This window comes from Acinetobacter sp. GW821-FHT01C12 (assembly GCF_059422625.1).
The window spans coordinates 518,206-534,653 of sequence record NZ_JBWKXD010000001.1 but is presented as its reverse complement, the minus strand read 5'-3'; the positions used below and the strand labels follow the sequence as shown (position 1 = coordinate 534,653).

21 protein-coding genes are annotated in these 16,448 nt (G+C 36.8%); 13 read left to right on the top strand and 8 right to left on the bottom strand.

Going from position 1 to position 16,448, the window contains the following annotated elements:
• Window positions 1-94 precede the first annotated feature (94 nt).
• A complete protein-coding gene (locus AC07WY_RS02665; protein ID WP_494735922.1) occupies window positions 95-688 on the bottom strand; it encodes a Maf family protein in 594 nt (197 codons plus the stop codon).
• A gap of 21 nt (window positions 689-709) precedes the next feature.
• Entirely contained in the window at window positions 710-1,093 is a 384-nt protein-coding gene (locus AC07WY_RS02660) for a DUF2237 family protein (RefSeq protein WP_004720680.1), read from the bottom strand.
• Window positions 1,094-1,232: 139 nt separating this feature from the next.
• Between AC07WY_RS02660 and AC07WY_RS02655 the strand changes: the two genes are divergently transcribed.
• The 6 genes from AC07WY_RS02655 (at window position 1,233) to AC07WY_RS02630 (ending at window position 6,721) form a co-directional block, all read left to right on the top strand.
• Window positions 1,233-2,420 carry a phosphoglycerate kinase gene (locus AC07WY_RS02655; protein ID WP_004720679.1) on the top strand — a complete coding sequence of 396 codons (1,188 nt, stop codon included), beginning with the start codon at window positions 1,233-1,235 and terminating at the stop codon, window positions 2,418-2,420.
• Window positions 2,421-2,836: 416 nt separating this feature from the next.
• On the top strand, window positions 2,837-3,115 hold the full coding sequence (locus AC07WY_RS02650) for a hypothetical protein (RefSeq protein ID WP_004821354.1): 279 nt from the start codon (window positions 2,837-2,839) through the stop codon (window positions 3,113-3,115).
• A 128-nt stretch (window positions 3,116-3,243) separates the two neighbouring features.
• The gene (fba, locus tag AC07WY_RS02645; RefSeq protein ID WP_004720677.1) at window positions 3,244-4,281 is read left to right on the top strand and encodes a class II fructose-bisphosphate aldolase; all 1,038 of its coding nucleotides are present in this window, start codon (window positions 3,244-3,246) and stop codon (window positions 4,279-4,281) included.
• A gap of 116 nt (window positions 4,282-4,397) precedes the next feature.
• Window positions 4,398-5,249 (top strand): EamA family transporter, encoded by an 852-nt coding sequence (locus AC07WY_RS02640; RefSeq protein ID WP_494735666.1) that lies wholly within the window; start codon window positions 4,398-4,400, stop codon window positions 5,247-5,249.
• Between the two features lie 101 nt (window positions 5,250-5,350).
• Entirely contained in the window at window positions 5,351-5,959 is a 609-nt protein-coding gene (locus tag AC07WY_RS02635; RefSeq protein ID WP_004821359.1) for a GNAT family N-acetyltransferase, read from the top strand.
• Between the two features lie 150 nt (window positions 5,960-6,109).
• Entirely contained in the window at window positions 6,110-6,721 is a 612-nt protein-coding gene (locus AC07WY_RS02630) for a GNAT family N-acetyltransferase (RefSeq protein ID WP_494735665.1), read from the top strand.
• Window positions 6,722-6,756: 35 nt separating this feature from the next.
• Here the strand turns inward: AC07WY_RS02630 and AC07WY_RS02625 are convergent, their stop codons facing one another.
• The 5 genes from AC07WY_RS02625 to AC07WY_RS02605 form a co-directional block, all read right to left on the bottom strand.
• Complete coding sequence (locus tag AC07WY_RS02625; protein ID WP_494735664.1) at window positions 6,757-7,299, bottom strand: CbrC family protein; 543 nt, start codon at window positions 7,297-7,299, stop codon at window positions 6,757-6,759.
• A gap of 40 nt (window positions 7,300-7,339) precedes the next feature.
• Window positions 7,340-8,380, bottom strand: coding sequence for an AlbA family DNA-binding domain-containing protein (locus AC07WY_RS02620; protein ID WP_419334194.1), 1,041 nt, complete (start codon window positions 8,378-8,380; stop codon window positions 7,340-7,342).
• Between the two features lie 198 nt (window positions 8,381-8,578).
• Window positions 8,579-9,220: a DUF4304 domain-containing protein gene (locus AC07WY_RS02615; RefSeq protein WP_494735663.1), complete on the bottom strand. Its 642-nt coding sequence runs from the start codon at window positions 9,218-9,220 to the stop codon at window positions 8,579-8,581.
• Between the two features lie 218 nt (window positions 9,221-9,438).
• Window positions 9,439-10,122 carry a hypothetical protein gene (locus tag AC07WY_RS02610; protein WP_494735662.1) on the bottom strand — a complete coding sequence of 228 codons (684 nt, stop codon included), beginning with the start codon at window positions 10,120-10,122 and terminating at the stop codon, window positions 9,439-9,441.
• Window positions 10,123-10,148: 26 nt separating this feature from the next.
• Entirely contained in the window at window positions 10,149-10,799 is a 651-nt protein-coding gene (locus tag AC07WY_RS02605) for an A1S_1983 family putative colistin resistance protein (protein ID WP_004720662.1), read from the bottom strand.
• A 100-nt stretch (window positions 10,800-10,899) separates the two neighbouring features.
• On the opposite strand from AC07WY_RS02605, the gene ispF reads away from it, so the two are divergent.
• Window positions 10,900-11,391, top strand: a complete 492-nt coding sequence (ispF, locus tag AC07WY_RS02600; protein WP_004720660.1) for a 2-C-methyl-D-erythritol 2,4-cyclodiphosphate synthase — start codon at window positions 10,900-10,902, stop codon at window positions 11,389-11,391.
• 153 nt (window positions 11,392-11,544) lie between these two features.
• Here the strand turns inward: ispF and rpsT are convergent, their stop codons facing one another.
• On the bottom strand, window positions 11,545-11,811 hold the full coding sequence (gene rpsT, locus AC07WY_RS02595; RefSeq protein WP_004720657.1) for a 30S ribosomal protein S20: 267 nt from the start codon (window positions 11,809-11,811) through the stop codon (window positions 11,545-11,547).
• 213 nt (window positions 11,812-12,024) lie between these two features.
• Here rpsT and AC07WY_RS02590 point away from each other — a divergent pair, with 213 nt between their 5' ends.
• From AC07WY_RS02590 to AC07WY_RS02565, 6 genes are all read left to right on the top strand, one after another.
• Entirely contained in the window at window positions 12,025-12,690 is a 666-nt protein-coding gene (locus AC07WY_RS02590; RefSeq protein ID WP_494735661.1) for a Rossmann-fold NAD(P)-binding domain-containing protein, read from the top strand.
• Window positions 12,691-12,702: 12 nt separating this feature from the next.
• Window positions 12,703-13,215, top strand: coding sequence for a ribonuclease E activity regulator RraA (gene rraA / locus AC07WY_RS02585; RefSeq protein ID WP_004720654.1), 513 nt, complete (start codon window positions 12,703-12,705; stop codon window positions 13,213-13,215).
• Between the two features lie 42 nt (window positions 13,216-13,257).
• Window positions 13,258-14,043, top strand: coding sequence for a glutathione S-transferase N-terminal domain-containing protein (locus AC07WY_RS02580; RefSeq protein WP_494735660.1), 786 nt, complete (start codon window positions 13,258-13,260; stop codon window positions 14,041-14,043).
• A 51-nt stretch (window positions 14,044-14,094) separates the two neighbouring features.
• Window positions 14,095-14,577 (top strand): DUF6678 family protein, encoded by a 483-nt coding sequence (locus AC07WY_RS02575; RefSeq protein WP_494735659.1) that lies wholly within the window; start codon window positions 14,095-14,097, stop codon window positions 14,575-14,577.
• 182 nt (window positions 14,578-14,759) lie between these two features.
• Entirely contained in the window at window positions 14,760-15,701 is a 942-nt protein-coding gene (locus tag AC07WY_RS02570) for a Dyp-type peroxidase (RefSeq protein ID WP_004720648.1), read from the top strand.
• A gap of 106 nt (window positions 15,702-15,807) precedes the next feature.
• Window positions 15,808-16,164, top strand: a complete 357-nt coding sequence (locus AC07WY_RS02565) for a hypothetical protein (protein ID WP_244015908.1) — start codon at window positions 15,808-15,810, stop codon at window positions 16,162-16,164.
• Window positions 16,165-16,448: the final 284 nt, after the last annotated feature.

Genomic DNA, 16,448 nt, shown 5'->3' with positions numbered 1-16,448 from the left:
TCTTCATCCTTTTTTAATGCATGAGCAAATAACACAAAGTCCATGTAATTATGAAAATTTATAATAAGATCGAGCTTATTATACAATGTGGAAATTAAGGTAGCAGGATTCCCAACTTCCTTAAAATTCCACATAACTGAATCATTGGCATACCCATCAAAGTGGTTTGGTCTTGCCCAATCATTTGCTCAAATAAACCAATACCAAGACTTTCACACTTAAAGCTACCCGCACAATGCAGAGGTTGATCAATTTCGATATAACGCTCAATTTCAGCCAAAGTTAAGTCACGAAATTTCACATGATAATGCTCGACCAAGGTTTGTTCAAAACCAGAAGCCAAATGTTGCACACTTAAGGCTGTACTAAAAAAGACATTTCTGCCTGAATTGGCTTGTAGCTGTTGAATGGCTTTTTCTACAGATAGAGGTTTACCAATAAAATCTTGTGGTGCATGTTCACGCCAAGCCACCTGATCTGACCCAATCACAATTGCATTTGGATGATCTTGTGCAATGACTTGGGCTTTTTCAAAAGCCAAGCGCTTAGCCAAGTCATCGGCATGAGACTCGCCCTGTGGTGATTCATCGATTTCAGGAGAGATACAATGATAGTCTAAGCGCAAACGATTCATTAAATCTTTACGGGTTTGGCTGGATGAAGCCAAAATAATTTCAGGGTGATTCATCTTTGAATAATTCATGCCTAGTTATACTGCATATTCCATCAAGAGATCTAAGGGAACATACGCCAAAACAGCTTGATGACAGGCTTGTAGTTTTACACGAGGTGCCATATCGTTTTGATAGGCCTCAACCCAACGCGTCACACATAAACACCAAAAATCACCAGGTTGTAGTCCCGGAAAGCCGTGTTCTGGCAGCGGTGTAATTAGGTCATTTCCCACTTTTTGTGAAAAATTTAAAAATTCTGAAGTCATTTCAGCGCATACAGTGTGCTGACCGAGATCGGTTGTTGCTGTATGGCAGAAACCATTACGAAAATAACCTGTGATTGGAGAAAAACAACAACTTGCTAAAGGTTCACCTAAGACATTTAAACCATTGATTTTAGGATCGGGATGAAAAGACATAAGCGTATAGAATTTAAAAGTTCGCCCTATAATAATCAAATCTCAACTTTTCTACAGCTTTTCTACAAAAGTATCTAACCTTTTTTTGTGTAATCATTTAGAATCTACGCGATTTTTAATATCTATAAGAGAGCTATACATGAATTTTCAGCGTATGACTGACCTCGATTTAGCAGGCAAGCGTGTACTTATTCGTGAAGACTTAAACGTACCTGTTAAAAATGGTGTGATTACAAGTGATGCACGTTTACGTGCTGCATTACCGACAATTAAATTGGCACTTGAGAAAGGTGCTGCGGTCATGGTGTATTCTCATCTTGGTCGTCCCGTTGAAGGTGAGCCAAAAGCGGAACAATCATTAGCTCCTGTAGCAGCTTATTTAACTGAGGCACTTGGTCAAGACGTTAAATTATTTACAGATTATTTAGATGGTGTTGAAGTTGCAGCAGGGCAAGTGGTATTACTTGAAAACTGTCGTTTCAATGTAGGTGAAAAGAAAAATAATGCTGAACTTTCAGCAAAATATGCAGCGCTTTGTGATGTATTTGTGATGGACGCATTTGGTACAGCGCATCGTGCAGAAGCATCAACTGAAGGCGTAGCACGCTTAGCAAAAGTTGCAGCAGCGGGCCCTTTGCTTGCAGCTGAATTAGATGCTTTAGGTCGTGCGTTGCAAACACCTGAAAAACCAATGGTTGCAATTGTTGCTGGTTCTAAAGTTTCTACTAAACTTGATGTTTTAACTTCGCTTTCTGATATTTGTGATCAATTGATTGTTGGTGGTGGTATTGCCAATACATTCTTAGCCGCAGCTGGCTTCAATGTCGGTAAATCATTGTGTGAACATGATTTGATTGACACAGCGAAAGCGATTGCGGCAAAAGTATCAGTTCCACTTCCAACAGATGTTGTTGTGGCAGATGCCTCTGCAATCGACTTTGCCGATTTCTTAGGTTCATTGGCAAATGCTAAAGCAACAGTAAAAAAAGTTGAAGATGTTGCAGACAATGACATGATCTTAGATGTCGGTCCTGAAACTGCAAAAGCTTTTGCAGAAATTTTAAAAACTTCTAAAACGATCCTTTGGAATGGTCCAGTTGGCGTGTTTGAAGTGGATCAATTTGGTGAAGGTACAAAAACACTTTCTTTAGCGATTGCGGAATCTGAAGGATTCTCTATTGCAGGTGGTGGTGATACTTTAGCGGCAATTGATAAATACCAAGTTGCAGACAAAATTGGTTATATTTCAACTGGTGGTGGTGCATTCCTTGAATTTGTTGAAGGCAAAACACTTCCTGCTGTAGCAGTATTGCTTGAACGTGCTTAATTGAAAAATTATTTTAATTATGACGTTTATATGAAAGGCTGACCTCGTGTCAGCCTTTTTTATCTGAGAGATTCATTGTAAAGTAATAAAAATGAAATATAACTGCAATAAAATAGGGTCTGTTGACAATTCGTCTACGTTTGCGACTACGTGTGTTTTTTAGATGATACGAGGCGCGAAATACGAAATTTAGTCATTCTAAATGAGTAGTTCGTAACGACGTAGCGGCAAAAAACACGCTAGTCCCGAAGGGTTGTGGCTAAAATTATCTCAGCCTTCGTTATGAAACTCGAAAATAGTCTCGCTATTCTCTTCGTTTCCTGCCTTGCCTGCTCAATTTTAGCCTACAACGCAAGCCATTTATGAAATGTTAACAGACCCTTGATCAAATCCAATCACCAACACTGGGAAATGTGATGAAATTTAAATTTACACTTGCAGCACTTCTTATTGCTCCTTTGGCATTTACTGCATGTTCTAAACAAGAAAAAGCACCAGCCTCAGAACAAACATCTTCTTCTGAAGCCGCTTCAGCAGAATCAGCAAACACATCTGCAGAACAACAAGCTGTGATTGATGCGCTTGATCAGCCTGTTTTGGATGAAAAAAATACAGATGTAGCTGCTGAAAAAGCAAATGCTCCAGCAGATGCGGCTACGCCAGCGACTGAAGAAGAAGCACCTAAAGCTCAATAATCTTTCTAAATGTTGTTATTTGTTAAAAGTCCCTGCAAACGCGGGGATTTTTTATGAAATAGTCAATATTGTTGCTGAATTGAAATAAAGCAACATGTAGAATATGGGGCATTACTTGGGAGGATATTATGGCTCTTATCTCATTGCGCCAACTCTTGGATCATGCCGGTGAACATAGTTACGGCGTTCCAGCGTTTAATGTGAACAACTTAGAACAAATGCGCGCAATTATGTTAGCCGCTGACGCAACAAATTCACCTGTAATTGTGCAAGCTTCTGCTGGTGCACGAAAATATGCGGGTGCTCCATTTTTACGTCATTTAATTTTAGCTGCAATTGAAGAATGGCCACATATTCCAGTGGTAATGCATCAAGATCACGGTACAAGCCCAGATGTTTGTCAACGTTCGATCCAGCTTGGATTTTCATCTGTAATGATGGATGGTTCTTTAGGTGCAGATGGTAAAACACCAACGTCTTATGAATATAACGTTGATGTAACACGTCGTACTGTTGAAATGGCACATGCATGTGGTGTTTCTGTAGAAGGTGAAATTGGCTGTTTGGGTAGCCTTGAAACAGGTTTGGCTGGTGAAGAAGATGGTGTTGGTGCAGAAGGTGTACTTGATCATTCTCAACTTCTCACTTCTGTTGAAGAAGCTCGTCAATTCGTTGCAGATACCAATGTTGATGCTTTAGCAATTGCAGTCGGTACTTCTCATGGTGCGTACAAGTTTACTCGTCCACCTACAGGCGATATCTTGGCAATTGACCGTATTAAAGAAATTCATGCGGCACTTCCAAATACTCATCTTGTTATGCATGGTTCAAGCTCAGTACCACAAGAATGGTTAGCGATTATTAACCAATATGGTGGTGACATCAAAGAAACTTATGGTGTTCCAGTTGAGCAGTTGGTTGAAGCAATCAAGCATGGTGTACGTAAAATCAACATCGATACAGATTTACGTTTAGCATCTACAGGTGCAATGCGCCGTATGATGGCTGAAAAACCAAGTGAATTTGACCCACGTAAATTCTTCGGTGAAACTGTTGAAGCAATGAAACAAATCTGTGTAGATCGTTATACAGCATTTGGTACTGCGGGCAACGCAGACAAGATTCGCCCAATTTCTTTAGAAAAAATGGTTGATCGTTATAAATAATCTTTGATGGTTGTTGATCACCTAAAAGCCCACTCATACTAGTGGGCTTTTTATTGAATCATAGGGATTCGGTTCCGCATAAATTTTGCAATGATTGGTGAGATAAGAAGTAAATTATGGAACTCATATTTTCAGCAGCACTTTGTAGTGTGCTGGTTTCAATGCTTTTAAAATGGACCAAACAAAAAGGTTTTGATGCATTGCAAATGATTGCTTGGAATTATGCAATCGCCAGTGTATTGAGCTATATTTGGTTTACGCCTGATTTGGCCCATATTTCAATCTCAAATACGCCGTGGTGGTTGATTCTTGCTTTAGGTGTTGTATTACCCAGTATTTTTTTATGTCTAGCAAAATCATTACATAGTGCAGGAATTTTAAAAACTGAAATTGCACAGCGATTATCTGTGGTTTTATCATTATTGGCTGCATATTTTTTATTCCAAGAACAATTTAACCAATTAAAAATGCTTGGTATCGGTTTGGGTATCGTGGCAGTTTTATGTATTGTACTTTCCCAGTCGAGTCCATTAAATTCATCCCTCAATCAGAAAGGGATCCTTTATTTACTCAGTGTTTGGGTAGGTTATGCTTTGGTTGATGTTTTATTGAAATATACAACCAGCCTGGGCTTACAGTTTCCAGTTACATTAACCTTGATGTTTATCTGTTCATTCCTATTATCTGTCGGTTACTTACTGATTCGAAAAACTCAGTGGAAGCTTCAGAACTGTATTGCTGGTTTGGCCTTGGGGATCATAAATTTTGCCAATATTGCTTTATATGTCAAGGCGCATATTTTATTAAAAGATTCTCCAGCGATTGTTTTTGCAGGGATGAATATCCTTGTGGTGTTATTTGGGGTCATTGCAGGGCTGTTAATTTTTAAAGAAAAGCTTAAAGTGATTACCGCTCTAGGACTGGTTTTAGGTTTGGCTGGAGTGGTATGTTTAGCCTTGGCAATATAATGACTTAACAGTAAGAAAGCTTCGTTGTTAATACGATTGATGCTGATCACTTTACAATGACATCAAACGGTAACTTTATAGATTAACTTGGTGGATATGAGATGGATGCATTTGAACAATTATTTATTCATTTAGATTTACAACTAAATAATATTCGCTTAGTACCACTGTCTTTTGAACACGAGCAAGGACTCGCTGAAGCGTGTCGTGATGGTGAATTGTGGAATTTACGAATTACCTCTACACCACATTACACAGAAGTTAAAAATTATATTGAAAAAGCACTAATCCAAAAAGCACAGGGCAGCCGTTATCCCTTTGTTGTCATAGAGCAAAGCTCAGGGAAAGTCTTGGGAACGACCAGTTATCACGATATTTTATTAAACGTAAAACGTTTTGAAATTGGCTATACATGGTATGCACAATCGGCACAGCGAACCCATGTCAATACAAGCTGTAAACTATTGCTATTAGGGTTCGCTTTTGAACAACTTCAAGCCAATACCGTGGCGTTGCGGACTGATCAATTTAATTTTAAAAGCCAAAAAGCCATTGAACGTTTAGGTGCTAAAAAAGATGGCATTATTCGGGGTGATCAAATGCGTAAAGATGGTACGATTCGAGATACGGTGTTGTACAGTATTGCTCAAGGTGAGTGGAACAATGTAAAAGCACATTTACAAGACATGTTGGCACATTATAAAAAATAACTATTTTGTTGAATTATATTCGATTCAAGCGCATGCAAATGCCTTTGAAATCATTTGAAAGATCGTCATGGTGATTTCATATTTTGATCATAAAACTTTCAAAAACATAGCGGACAATGGAGGAGCATTCTTTACATTGGTGTAATTGCTATGAATCAAGATATCTTTTCAACGCTTTATACATCATTACAAACCCATAAAGTGCAGCTTTTACCACTACAAACAGAACATGAAAATGCTTTAGTTGAGGTATGTAAAGATGGCCGCTTGTGGGAATTGGAATATACATCGGTTCCAGATTATTCTCAGATCAAGGCTTATATTGCCAAGGCACTTGAACAAAAATCTTTGGGAATACGCGTACCTTTTGTTGTTTTAAATCAGCGAAATGGTCGTATTGTAGGAACCACCAGTTTTCGCGATTTTATTTGGGAGGTGCGCCGTGTTGAGATTGGCTATACATGGTATACACAATCAGCACAACGCAGTCATATCAATACCAGTTGTAAGTTGTTGTTGCTTGAGTATGCATTTGAAAAACTACAAGCTAACTCGGTTGTATTAAGGACGGATATTCGCAATATTAAAAGTCAAAGTGCCATTGAGCGTCTAGGTGCGCATTATGATGGTGTGTTACGTCAAGATGCGCTACGAAAAGATGGAACTGTCCGCGATACTGTTATATACAGCATAATCAAAGATGAATGGCAGGGCATTAAACAGCATTTAAGCCAATTACTTAGCCAAAGCTATAAGGTTTAATTTATAAGTTTTGACCTATAAGTTTTAATCATTATTTAACTACAATCTATATGCAAACGATGTTGTTGGCAATGAATGCATTGAAACAGATAGCCTGTTAAATCACCGTCGATACAGAGGTGATCTTGGATAAGCTCTACTGGATAACCATTTTCTTCGATATCGGCTTTGACCTCATTCCAAATTGGTTTAAGCATTTCACTATCCGCATAAGCAATAAACTGACATGGTTCATTGCAATGCACCAGCCAAACTTCTTGTTGCCAACTATGATAACTTGGCGTTTTTAAGCAGATTTCATCTAAAAATTCAGGGTTGATTTTTTCGGATGGATCATTTGGGTTTGAAGAAATACCTTCAATGCCACAATAGTCATTGTATTCTCCATCATATTTTTGCGCTGCCGCACCATTGGCAATACACCACGGACAGATATAATCGGGTTCATCTATGCTATAGAAAGAACATACGTACTTTAAATCGCGTTGTTGATTGCAAATTGAACAAATGCCATCTTCTTTTTCAAACAGATCTAGTTTGTATGCATTGGGATGATATTTAAATTGAGGATAATTCATATTTTTGATTCTTCTAGGTAGAGATTTTAACTATTGAATGCTAACAATAAAATTCTACACGAAAACTTTCAATTAGTTCAGGTGGAACACGTGTAGTTTGTCCATTGGTGCGCATAAACAATTCGCCTTTGTAATATAACGGACGATCCGATTTATTACATTTAAAGACCAATATGGTTTTTCCTTGAATCTGTATTTCTTCTAGTGTGGTATAAATATTTGAAATTTTGTTACTTTCGTGTGCCAGTTTATCAATCAAACTCCGTTTCATTAAGTCGAGTGAATTATTAAAGTGTTCCGCAAGTTCATTTTCAATCCCTACAATGGTTAAATCATCAGCAACGCCTATAAAGACATAGCCATTGCGGGTATTCATAAATGCAAAGCACGCTTTGACCCATTTATCTGATTTGCGGTTGGTTAATAGGTCTGTGGTACGTTCTTTAAATTCAATCCGTTGATTTTCACCCAGTTGAATTAAATTAAAATAGTACTCTGAACAGGAATTTTGCCGATAATGATTGAGTGTGGTCTTAATTTTTTCTAATGATTTATATGCGGCAACAGTTTCTAAATTATGAATATCTTGCCATTGGTAAATTAATTTAATCTTTAACTCGTTGGTTAAGTCTGGATCAGCAAGGTATTCAAAGCTCAAATTGAGATATTGTAAAATTTCTGTGTAAATAGCATGACTGGCAATTGGAATGGAAATTTTATTAAAGGTATTTCTTATTTTTTCTAAGTTTTTGTGAAATTCAAAAGCTTCTTGGTAAAAGCTTAAATATTTAAACTCATTTAAAATATGTTCATAAGGGCGATGAAATGAGTTAGGAAACAGTTGCTTGGGCGGTATATGGATATATTTTTCAATCTGTAGGAAATAATATCTTAAGGTTGGGTACTTTAAGGCCTGATCAATATTAATTTCAAATTTCTCAGAAAGTGGCTTAGTGGTATAGGCTTGAAAAAACAGCAGTGTTTGGATTTCTTTGTATTTATTGGGGTAGTCATGCCAATGCGTTTCTAGAAACTCATTAAAATTCTTAAATTTATTGGTGAGATACATGTTCAAATCCATAGCAACACCTTTGATCCTCTATTGTTTGGTGTTCGGTATTTACAACAAATATGTCATCAGACTATTTATATATAGTTATTTATAAGTTAATTAAGTCAGGAAATAAAGCGTAAAACTTTAAATCGGATCGTGAAAGTTGTTAGAAAATATAACAAATATTTCAATTTGGTGAATAGCGCATTTGACAGCTTCATTTCGTCATTCATCTATAATTTGCGGAATTGCCGAACTTGGATCTTGGATAAATGATGCTAATCGTTCTTTTAATGAGGTGGCTCGTTCAGGAACCGCTTCAATTGCAATCTCAGCGAGTCTCTTGGCCAATTGTAAATCACCAGCAGCACCAGCTACATAGCATAGGGTACACATATGTGTGGGATGTAAGGGATTTATACAGGCCTGATGCGCTTTCTTGAGAAAATCTTCAGGCCAATGTGCCAATTCATTAAAGAAATTTTGGCTTTGACGATTCCACTCAGATACTAGAAATTGCACCATTTCATTAGCATCTTGTTCATTTGAGGTATATGACCAATCGTTGTCATGATCATTGATTAAATAAGGTAGGATCGAACTACGCCATGCACAATCATAATCACGCATTTTTTCAATATCTAAAGCTTTACCTGTACATCGCATAACATATTCACCTAATGGGATAAGATGAATACCGAGATTAACTTGGAAACAATGTCTTTTAATGGAGTGTTGTATATCGACGATTCGAATAACTTCTCCCTCAACCTGCCTAAATACATCGCCTTTTTTTATAAAGCCTTGTGCTTTTAAAATGGGATAAAATTGATGTTGTAATAGTTTGGAAATAACTTTTTTATCCATTAGATATATCCATGGTGGAGGCTAGCATTGCCATAGAAATTTAGCAGTTTTACCCTGAGGGCAATCAAACAACCATTCAACCTATAATCCAATCGTTTTAACAGGAAGACCGCCAAAAGAAGTTTGATCAAGGTGTTGTGAGATTTGGTCTAAAATTAACAGTTGAGTCATGTTTATACCTTATTTTATTTCTAATTTAGCTCTGGGGGTGTTAGATCTTAACTCTGTACAACATATCCAAAGATTCCAACCAAGCTGCTATTCTGGGTTAAGCCCAATGCAAGTCGAGGTAAGACACAACCTGTAATGATTGTTCCTTTTGGGTAATCATCCGAATTGATTTGTTCTAAAAGTGCTGAGTCACCAATCCGAACAAATGCACAGTCGATAAAATCGTGTTGTGCTGCAAACCAATCCATCATCTTGTGCCAAGGCTGAAAATATTCTGCCGGAGATTCTTCACCATCTTGTTCTACTTCTTCCCACCACTGTGTATTGGTTGTAAGCGGTTCAGTCGTAATGTTCGCCAAAGGAAAAATAGTATTGGCAAAGTATTGTTGAATCAGTTGAGGCGTAATTTTTTGGCTAGCTGAGTTTTGTGGATGCATGATATAAAAATCTTGAAAATAATCACCCGAGTTTGAACCCATGCCAACTTCAATATTTGCCATGATATTGGCGATTTCAGTGCTTAATTTTTGACAAAGTTTTAATTCATCGGGATCAATTTCATGCTGCAATGGGATATTGTGCTTTGAAATAGACCCATCATTATAAACGCTGGTAAAGCGCGAAATGATATTGTTAGGCCATTCATCTGTATCAGCACCCACATCATAATTCTGCATGCATTCAGATAATATTTTTAATCTTTCTTCACTTAACGCTAATTTTATACTCATGATTTTGCCAAATTTAATGATAAATCTTAATCATATAAACGGTAAATTCCAGTAAAGCGCTCACAGCCTTTTTGTGTTGTCGTCACAGACAAAATTGCTTTTTGGAAATTAAGCACATATTTACAGTCATGTTCATTGTCTAAAATTTGATTCTTTTTTTCAGGCGTGGTGTAAGCCAACAATGAGACAATTTGACTATCTTTACGGTTATTGGGATTTCGGTAGGCGATGCCTTCAACTTTAATCCGATCTTTAGTCAGTTGATGGATTTGTAAATGGGCGGGTTGCTTCGAAATTTTACCATGTTCATATTTAATGAAATGTTGGGTTAAACTTTGATTCATTGAGGTGTAAAAATTTAAGTCTTCTAGGCGAATATCGAACTGTTGTTTAAAACAATCGTTGCTTTTACATTGACTTAAACGGTTGAGCCACAAACGATGTGTATCATTGATTAAGCGTATTGGTGCATCTGTCACCAGATATGCAGTGAGATAGCTCTCATTTAATTGAGCGCGTAGTTCACTATACTGCGAACCACATAACTTTTTTAAAAGTGATGAATCTTGGTGCTTACAGTCAAGAGGCAGGGCGTAAACTGCTGATGTACTGATACAGCTCAAAATGAGACCAGACAAGAGTGTTTTAATTTGATTAAATTCTGTATTCAACAGCATGATCGCTTATACTTTCACAATGTTTGCATACGTACTATAGCGAAAGAGAAAGTACGAATACAAGATTTTTAAATTTTAAAAACTGCAAAAGGAGCTAAGAATGATCATACCGATTCGTATTGGGCAGGGAATGGATGTACATGCTTTTGAAGAAGGTGATTTTGTAACTTTGGCAGGCGTTCAAATTCCACATACCCATGGTTTAAAAGCACATTCTGATGGTGATGTCGTATTACACGCATTATGTGATGCTTTATTGGGTGCATTGGCTTTAGGGGATATTGGACAGCATTTCCCAGACACAGATGCTGAATTTAAAGGTGCGGATAGCCGTAAGCTCTTAAAACATGTTTATCAATTAATTTTAGACCGTGGTTATAAATTAAATAATGCTGATATTACTGTGGCATGTGAACGGCCTAAATTAGCCAAACACAATTTGGAAATGCGTCAAAGTATTGCAGATGTGTTAGATGTTGATGTGACTCAAATTAGTGTTAAAGCAACAACCACAGAGAAATTGGGCTTTACTGGTCGTCAGGAAGGTATTTTATCCACTGCAACAGTCTTAATTTCTCATTTAGCAAAGTAATTATTTTTATAGTTTAGAACTCTTACTTATCTATCTACTGAGAAATATTGATGAGGTGGTAGATAAGTTTTGATGTTTTCTGATTTTAAAGCGCTATAGTCAAATTTTAGCTACAAAAAAAGCCCTTTAAAGGGCTCTTTTCACATGCAAAAATTAGTTAGCTAACGCTTTAACTTGTGCATTCAAGCGGCTCTTGTGACGAGCAGCTTTGTTTTTATGGATGATACCTTTATCCGCCATACGGTCAATAACTGGAACTGCAGCTTTATAAGCTTCAGTTGCGGCAGCATATTCACCAGTAGCGATAGCAGCGATTGTGCGTTTGATATAAGTACGTACCATTGAACGCAAGCTTGCGTTGTGTTTACGTGCTTTAACGTTTTGACGAGCACGTTTTTTTGCTTGAGCAGAGTTTGCCACTCGTGCACTCCTTGAATTAGATGGGTCTGGGCGGGCTGAAACCACATCTGAAAACCACATCAGAGGATTATCACCAGCCCGTAAACAAGTGCCATATTGTGATTAAAGAGGCCAGTAAAGTCAAGTGTTGACATGCTTTGACAACATTTTTGTTGAAGAAAAATTTGAAATAAAACGTTAGATTAGTAATAAATCTAGGAGATTGTTTAAAAAATGACTAATTCGATAAAAAATGCGATTGTGATTGGAGCAACAGGTTTAGTGGGGCAGCGTCTCATTGAACAGCTCGATTTATTGACTGATTGTGAAAAAATTACAGTTGTTGTGCGACGAGAAAATCCCGACTTTTCAAAATTTAAAAAAGTTGAACAATTTGTATTGGATGACTTCCTTCTACTCAATGATCAAGATGTCAGCGGTTACACCCATGCATTCAGTTGTTTGGGAACGACTATTAAAAAGGCAGGTTCTAAAGAAGCTTTCTATAATATTGATTTTGAGATCAATGCACATTTTGCAGATTTATTTGAAATGACTGAAACCCATTTACTTTTAGTCAGTGCGATGGGGGCAAAAGCCAGCTCGCCAATTTTTTATAATCAAGTGAAAGGTGAACTTGAGGACTATATACAAAAGTTGAATTTATATCGTTTTTCAATTATTCGCCCATCGTTACTCCTTGGTGATCGAAATGAAAAGCGATTCTTGGAAGATGTAACGCAAAAGTTGTATGGCAAATTTTCGCATTTGGTACCCAATTCTTTTAAATATAAGCCAGTGACAGCACAACAAGTCGCTCATACTATGGTCGAGGCTGCTCAAACACAAACTCAAAAAATTGAAATTTATGATAATTTGCGTATACAAAATAGCAAATAATGGAGTGATAACGTGACTACAGTACCTTTTGTAACTTGTGATTTATTAGATGATCACCCAGACCAAGACATTCAAACCTTGATTCCATCTCTAGATGGCAAATTTTTTAGAAGTTATGGGGCTCGTAAAACCTTTGGTGGTCAAATCGTGACAGTCAAGTGTTTTGAAGATAACTCACGAGTGAAAGAGTTACTTGCTACAGATGGAACTGGCAAGGTTTTGGTTGTCGATGGTGGAGCATCCATGCGTTGTGCCTTGATGGGTGACATGATTGCAGAGTCAGCGGTTAAGCATCACTGGAATGGTGTAGTGATTTACGGCTGTGTACGTGATGTAGATGCGCTAGTTGAACTTGATCTAGGTGTCCATGCATTGGCTTCAATTCCACAAAAAAGCAATCGTAAAGGCATAGGTGAGGTCGATATTCCTGTGTATTTTGGTAGTGTCACTTTCAATTCTGGTGAATATATCTATGCAGATAACAATGGCATTGTGGTTTCAAAAGAAAAATTAGTGGATTTATAAAAAGCTTTATTTAAGCGAAAACAATCGTCTAGGGGGTATAAAATGGTGCATCATCAAATTAAAGTTGTACAAGCTTTGGCTTCATCACTGACTGAGGGAGGCCGTGGTGTAACAGGAACTCCGTTTCCAAACCAGCCAGAAAAGGCTTTAAAGTTATATGAGTTTGAGGGTTCACCATTTTGCCGCCGTGTACGAGAAGTAATGACCTTGCTCAATTTGGATTATGAAGTCTATCCATGCCCTAAAGGTGGGACCAAATATCGTCAGGTTGTAAAAGAAAAAGGTGGAAAATTGCGTTTTCCGTATTTCATTGATGAAAATACGGGAACAGCAATGTACGAATCGAAAAAGATTGTTGATTACTTATTTAAACATTATGGTAAAACTGGCAAAACACCAAAGAAATATTTTCATTATCCTAAATACCCAACTGTAGCCATGGTGGGAACTATTATTAATGGTGCACGTGGGGTTTGGGTAAATAAAAAAATTGTTGATCGTGCAAGTCCAGCGCAATTATTGGAATTATGGGGGTTTGAAGCAAGTCCATATACACGAGTTGTGCGTGCTGTGTTAACTGAATTAGAAATTCCATTTATCTTTCATAATGTGGCTAAAGAGTGTTGGCAAGATCTAGGCCCAGCAGTTTTACGTTTAAAACCTGGTAAATATGTTCCTTTGGTCGGTGGCAAACGTGAAAAAATTATTCCTGTTATGGCGCGTGCAAAGCAAGATATTCAAGTGCCTTATTTAGAAGATCCAAATACAGGTGAAAAACTCTTTGAGTCAGCAGCAATCGTACGTTATTTACAGAAACAATATGGTTAACTCTATGTGTTAAAAGCACCTAACATAGGTGCTTTTAATTGAAGGATAAATGTGGGTTTACAAGAAAATTATCTTGAATATCGAAATCATATAAATACTTTAAAGACTGACCAAGGCTATATAAAGTATATTTTGAAAATTCAGCAGGTCGTGCATCAACGGCAGTTGGTATCTTGTATGAGTGATTCAAAATGGCTCAAACTTCTGCATGCAATGACAGACTTGGATTTTCCACCTGCATTTATTGTCAAATTGGTGACTGAAAATAAAGATCTACAAGCTGAAGATCAATTTGTGAAGAAAATTCCGTGGTATTTGGGTGATTGGCATCCTTTCTATCACGATGCTATGCCTGTATTTATTGCAATTGAATATTTAATTGTAAAGCCTATGCTAAGCAAACCGAGAGGAAGATTGATCAGTGATTTGATTTTAGATCAAACAGATCAATTTCGTACTTTGTTGCAGCGTTTGAATATTGTGTTTGATGAAAAAAACAGTTGTTTTAAAATTTATGCTTATTACTCAAAGTAATTTTAAAAATAATGACAATAGAGGTGTCTGAACAAATAAGTCAAAACTGATTGCTTTAATCATTTTTCGCAACATTTCTATCCATATAAATATTGTGAATTAGTGGATTGTTAACGATAAAAACTTAAGCTTTAAAACAGCCTATGTTAGATTGTAACCAATAGAATATTTTGAGATAAATTATGACTTCAACTCGAATTCAACCTGTTATGAATCGTCCAGGGGAAAATGCCTTATTTATTGTTTTAGGATTAAGGCTTGGGGCTGAAGTAATAGATACAGTAATCGATTTTGCAGCAAATTTTTCAGCATTAACACGTAGTTTAACCAACCGTTATCCAGATGCACAATTTAGTGCGGTTATGGGATTTGGGGCAAATGCGTGGGAGCGTTTATTTCCTGATCAGGCTAAACCACAAGAATTAGAACAGTTTAAAGAAATTAAAGGGCCAAAATATACGGCTGTTTCAACAGAAGGTGATTTGTTTTTCCATATTCGTGCTGATCGTCAAGCGTTGTGTTTTGAAATGGCAGATATGATCAATACGCAATTAAAAGCCGTAAGTTATCCAGTGGATGAAGTGAATGGTTTTCGATATTTTGACGGTAGAGCGATTATTGGCTTTGTCGATGGGACAGAAAACCCAGAGCCTGAAATTGCAGCTGAATATGCACTGGTGGGTGATGAAGATCCAGACTTTAAAGGTGGCAGCTATGCATTTATTCAAAAATATATGCATGATATGGACAAGTGGCGTGCGCTCAGTGATGAAGAACAAGAAAAAGTCATCGGACGTAAAAAGTTTAATGATGTTGAACTGAGTGATGATGTAAAGCCTAAAACAGCACACAATGTAGTGAGTAAGGCGCATGATGCGGATGGCAATGAAATTAAAATCATGCGTGCAAATATGCCGTTTTCAAATCCATCTAAAAATGAATATGGCACCTTCTTTATTGGTTATGCACGCAAATTTAGTGTGACCCGACAAATGTTAGAGCATATGTTTCAAGGTGATGAAGAGGGTAATTTAGATCGTTTATTAGATTTTAGTACAGCAGTGACAGGAACCTTATTCTTTGTGCCTACTGTCGATTTCTTAGATGATTTAGGTGACGAATAACGCTGATGGTTTATGTTCAGGTAAATGGTCGTTTTAAAACGGCCTTTTACTGCGAAACTTTGTCATCTTTGTTATGATGAATCTCTGATTTAATTGAGTTTTAATGATGTTTGATAAAATTACAGCATTATTTAAGGGCAATAAAAATGGTCCTGAACAAGTTTTTCTACAAGAAAATAATATTCAAATTGATGCTGAGCATGGTTTTATAGTAGATGGTATTGTTTTAAATCGTGAGTTATCTGAACGGCTGGAATACTTTTCTAACCGAAAACTCAATAATTTTGATGATTTAAAGGCTTTGTTCTATAAAACAATTTTGATCAATGAAAAGATTGATTTAGAAATCGCGACAAACAACTATGTGCAAAGGCTTGGCAATACAGAAGAAAATTTAAAACAATTTAAAGAAATTATTCGAAAACTCAATGATTATTATAAAGCGTTTAAACGAGAAAAATAAATCAACTTAAGGCATGGATAACATTTAGTGGAATCAGAATATTTCACCAAAGAATAATGTGTGATGTTGCTTAGTTTTTTCTCTGTTATACAAATGACTATTCTCAATTCATTTGCAAGAGCTTCCACAGGTCTATGATCCTGTGAGTTTGTCTTGAGGTTGATGTGAATTCTATCCTGATGAAGAAAATACTGCTGTTGAGTCACTGCGCAGATAAATAGAATAAACAAAATCACTCAACTGAATAAAGTCATCATGTTAAACTATTGCTCATGTCTTTTAGA

Excerpts from the sequence above, each read along its gene's own strand:
- AC07WY_RS02665 (WP_494735922.1), bottom strand. The coding sequence starts at position 688 with ATGAATCACCCTGAAATTATTTTGGCTTCATCCAGCCAAACCCGTAAA.
- AC07WY_RS02660 (WP_004720680.1), bottom strand. The coding sequence starts at position 1,093 with ATGTCTTTTCATCCCGATCCTAAAATCAATGGTTTAAATGTCTTAGGT.
- AC07WY_RS02655 (WP_004720679.1), top strand. The coding sequence starts at position 1,233 with ATGAATTTTCAGCGTATGACTGACCTCGATTTAGCAGGCAAGCGTGTA.
- AC07WY_RS02650 (WP_004821354.1), top strand. The coding sequence starts at position 2,837 with ATGAAATTTAAATTTACACTTGCAGCACTTCTTATTGCTCCTTTGGCA.
- fba (WP_004720677.1), top strand. The coding sequence starts at position 3,244 with ATGGCTCTTATCTCATTGCGCCAACTCTTGGATCATGCCGGTGAACAT.
- AC07WY_RS02640 (WP_494735666.1), top strand. The coding sequence starts at position 4,398 with ATGGAACTCATATTTTCAGCAGCACTTTGTAGTGTGCTGGTTTCAATG.
- AC07WY_RS02635 (WP_004821359.1), top strand. The coding sequence starts at position 5,351 with ATGGATGCATTTGAACAATTATTTATTCATTTAGATTTACAACTAAAT.
- AC07WY_RS02630 (WP_494735665.1), top strand. The coding sequence starts at position 6,110 with ATGAATCAAGATATCTTTTCAACGCTTTATACATCATTACAAACCCAT.
- AC07WY_RS02625 (WP_494735664.1), bottom strand. The coding sequence starts at position 7,299 with ATGAATTATCCTCAATTTAAATATCATCCCAATGCATACAAACTAGAT.
- AC07WY_RS02620 (WP_419334194.1), bottom strand. The coding sequence starts at position 8,380 with ATGGATTTGAACATGTATCTCACCAATAAATTTAAGAATTTTAATGAG.
- AC07WY_RS02615 (WP_494735663.1), bottom strand. The coding sequence starts at position 9,220 with ATGGATAAAAAAGTTATTTCCAAACTATTACAACATCAATTTTATCCC.
- AC07WY_RS02610 (WP_494735662.1), bottom strand. The coding sequence starts at position 10,122 with ATGAGTATAAAATTAGCGTTAAGTGAAGAAAGATTAAAAATATTATCT.
- AC07WY_RS02605 (WP_004720662.1), bottom strand. The coding sequence starts at position 10,799 with ATGCTGTTGAATACAGAATTTAATCAAATTAAAACACTCTTGTCTGGT.
- ispF (WP_004720660.1), top strand. The coding sequence starts at position 10,900 with ATGATCATACCGATTCGTATTGGGCAGGGAATGGATGTACATGCTTTT.
- AC07WY_RS02590 (WP_494735661.1), top strand. The coding sequence starts at position 12,025 with ATGACTAATTCGATAAAAAATGCGATTGTGATTGGAGCAACAGGTTTA.
- AC07WY_RS02580 (WP_494735660.1), top strand. The coding sequence starts at position 13,258 with ATGGTGCATCATCAAATTAAAGTTGTACAAGCTTTGGCTTCATCACTG.
- AC07WY_RS02570 (WP_004720648.1), top strand. The coding sequence starts at position 14,760 with ATGACTTCAACTCGAATTCAACCTGTTATGAATCGTCCAGGGGAAAAT.
- AC07WY_RS02565 (WP_244015908.1), top strand. The coding sequence starts at position 15,808 with ATGTTTGATAAAATTACAGCATTATTTAAGGGCAATAAAAATGGTCCT.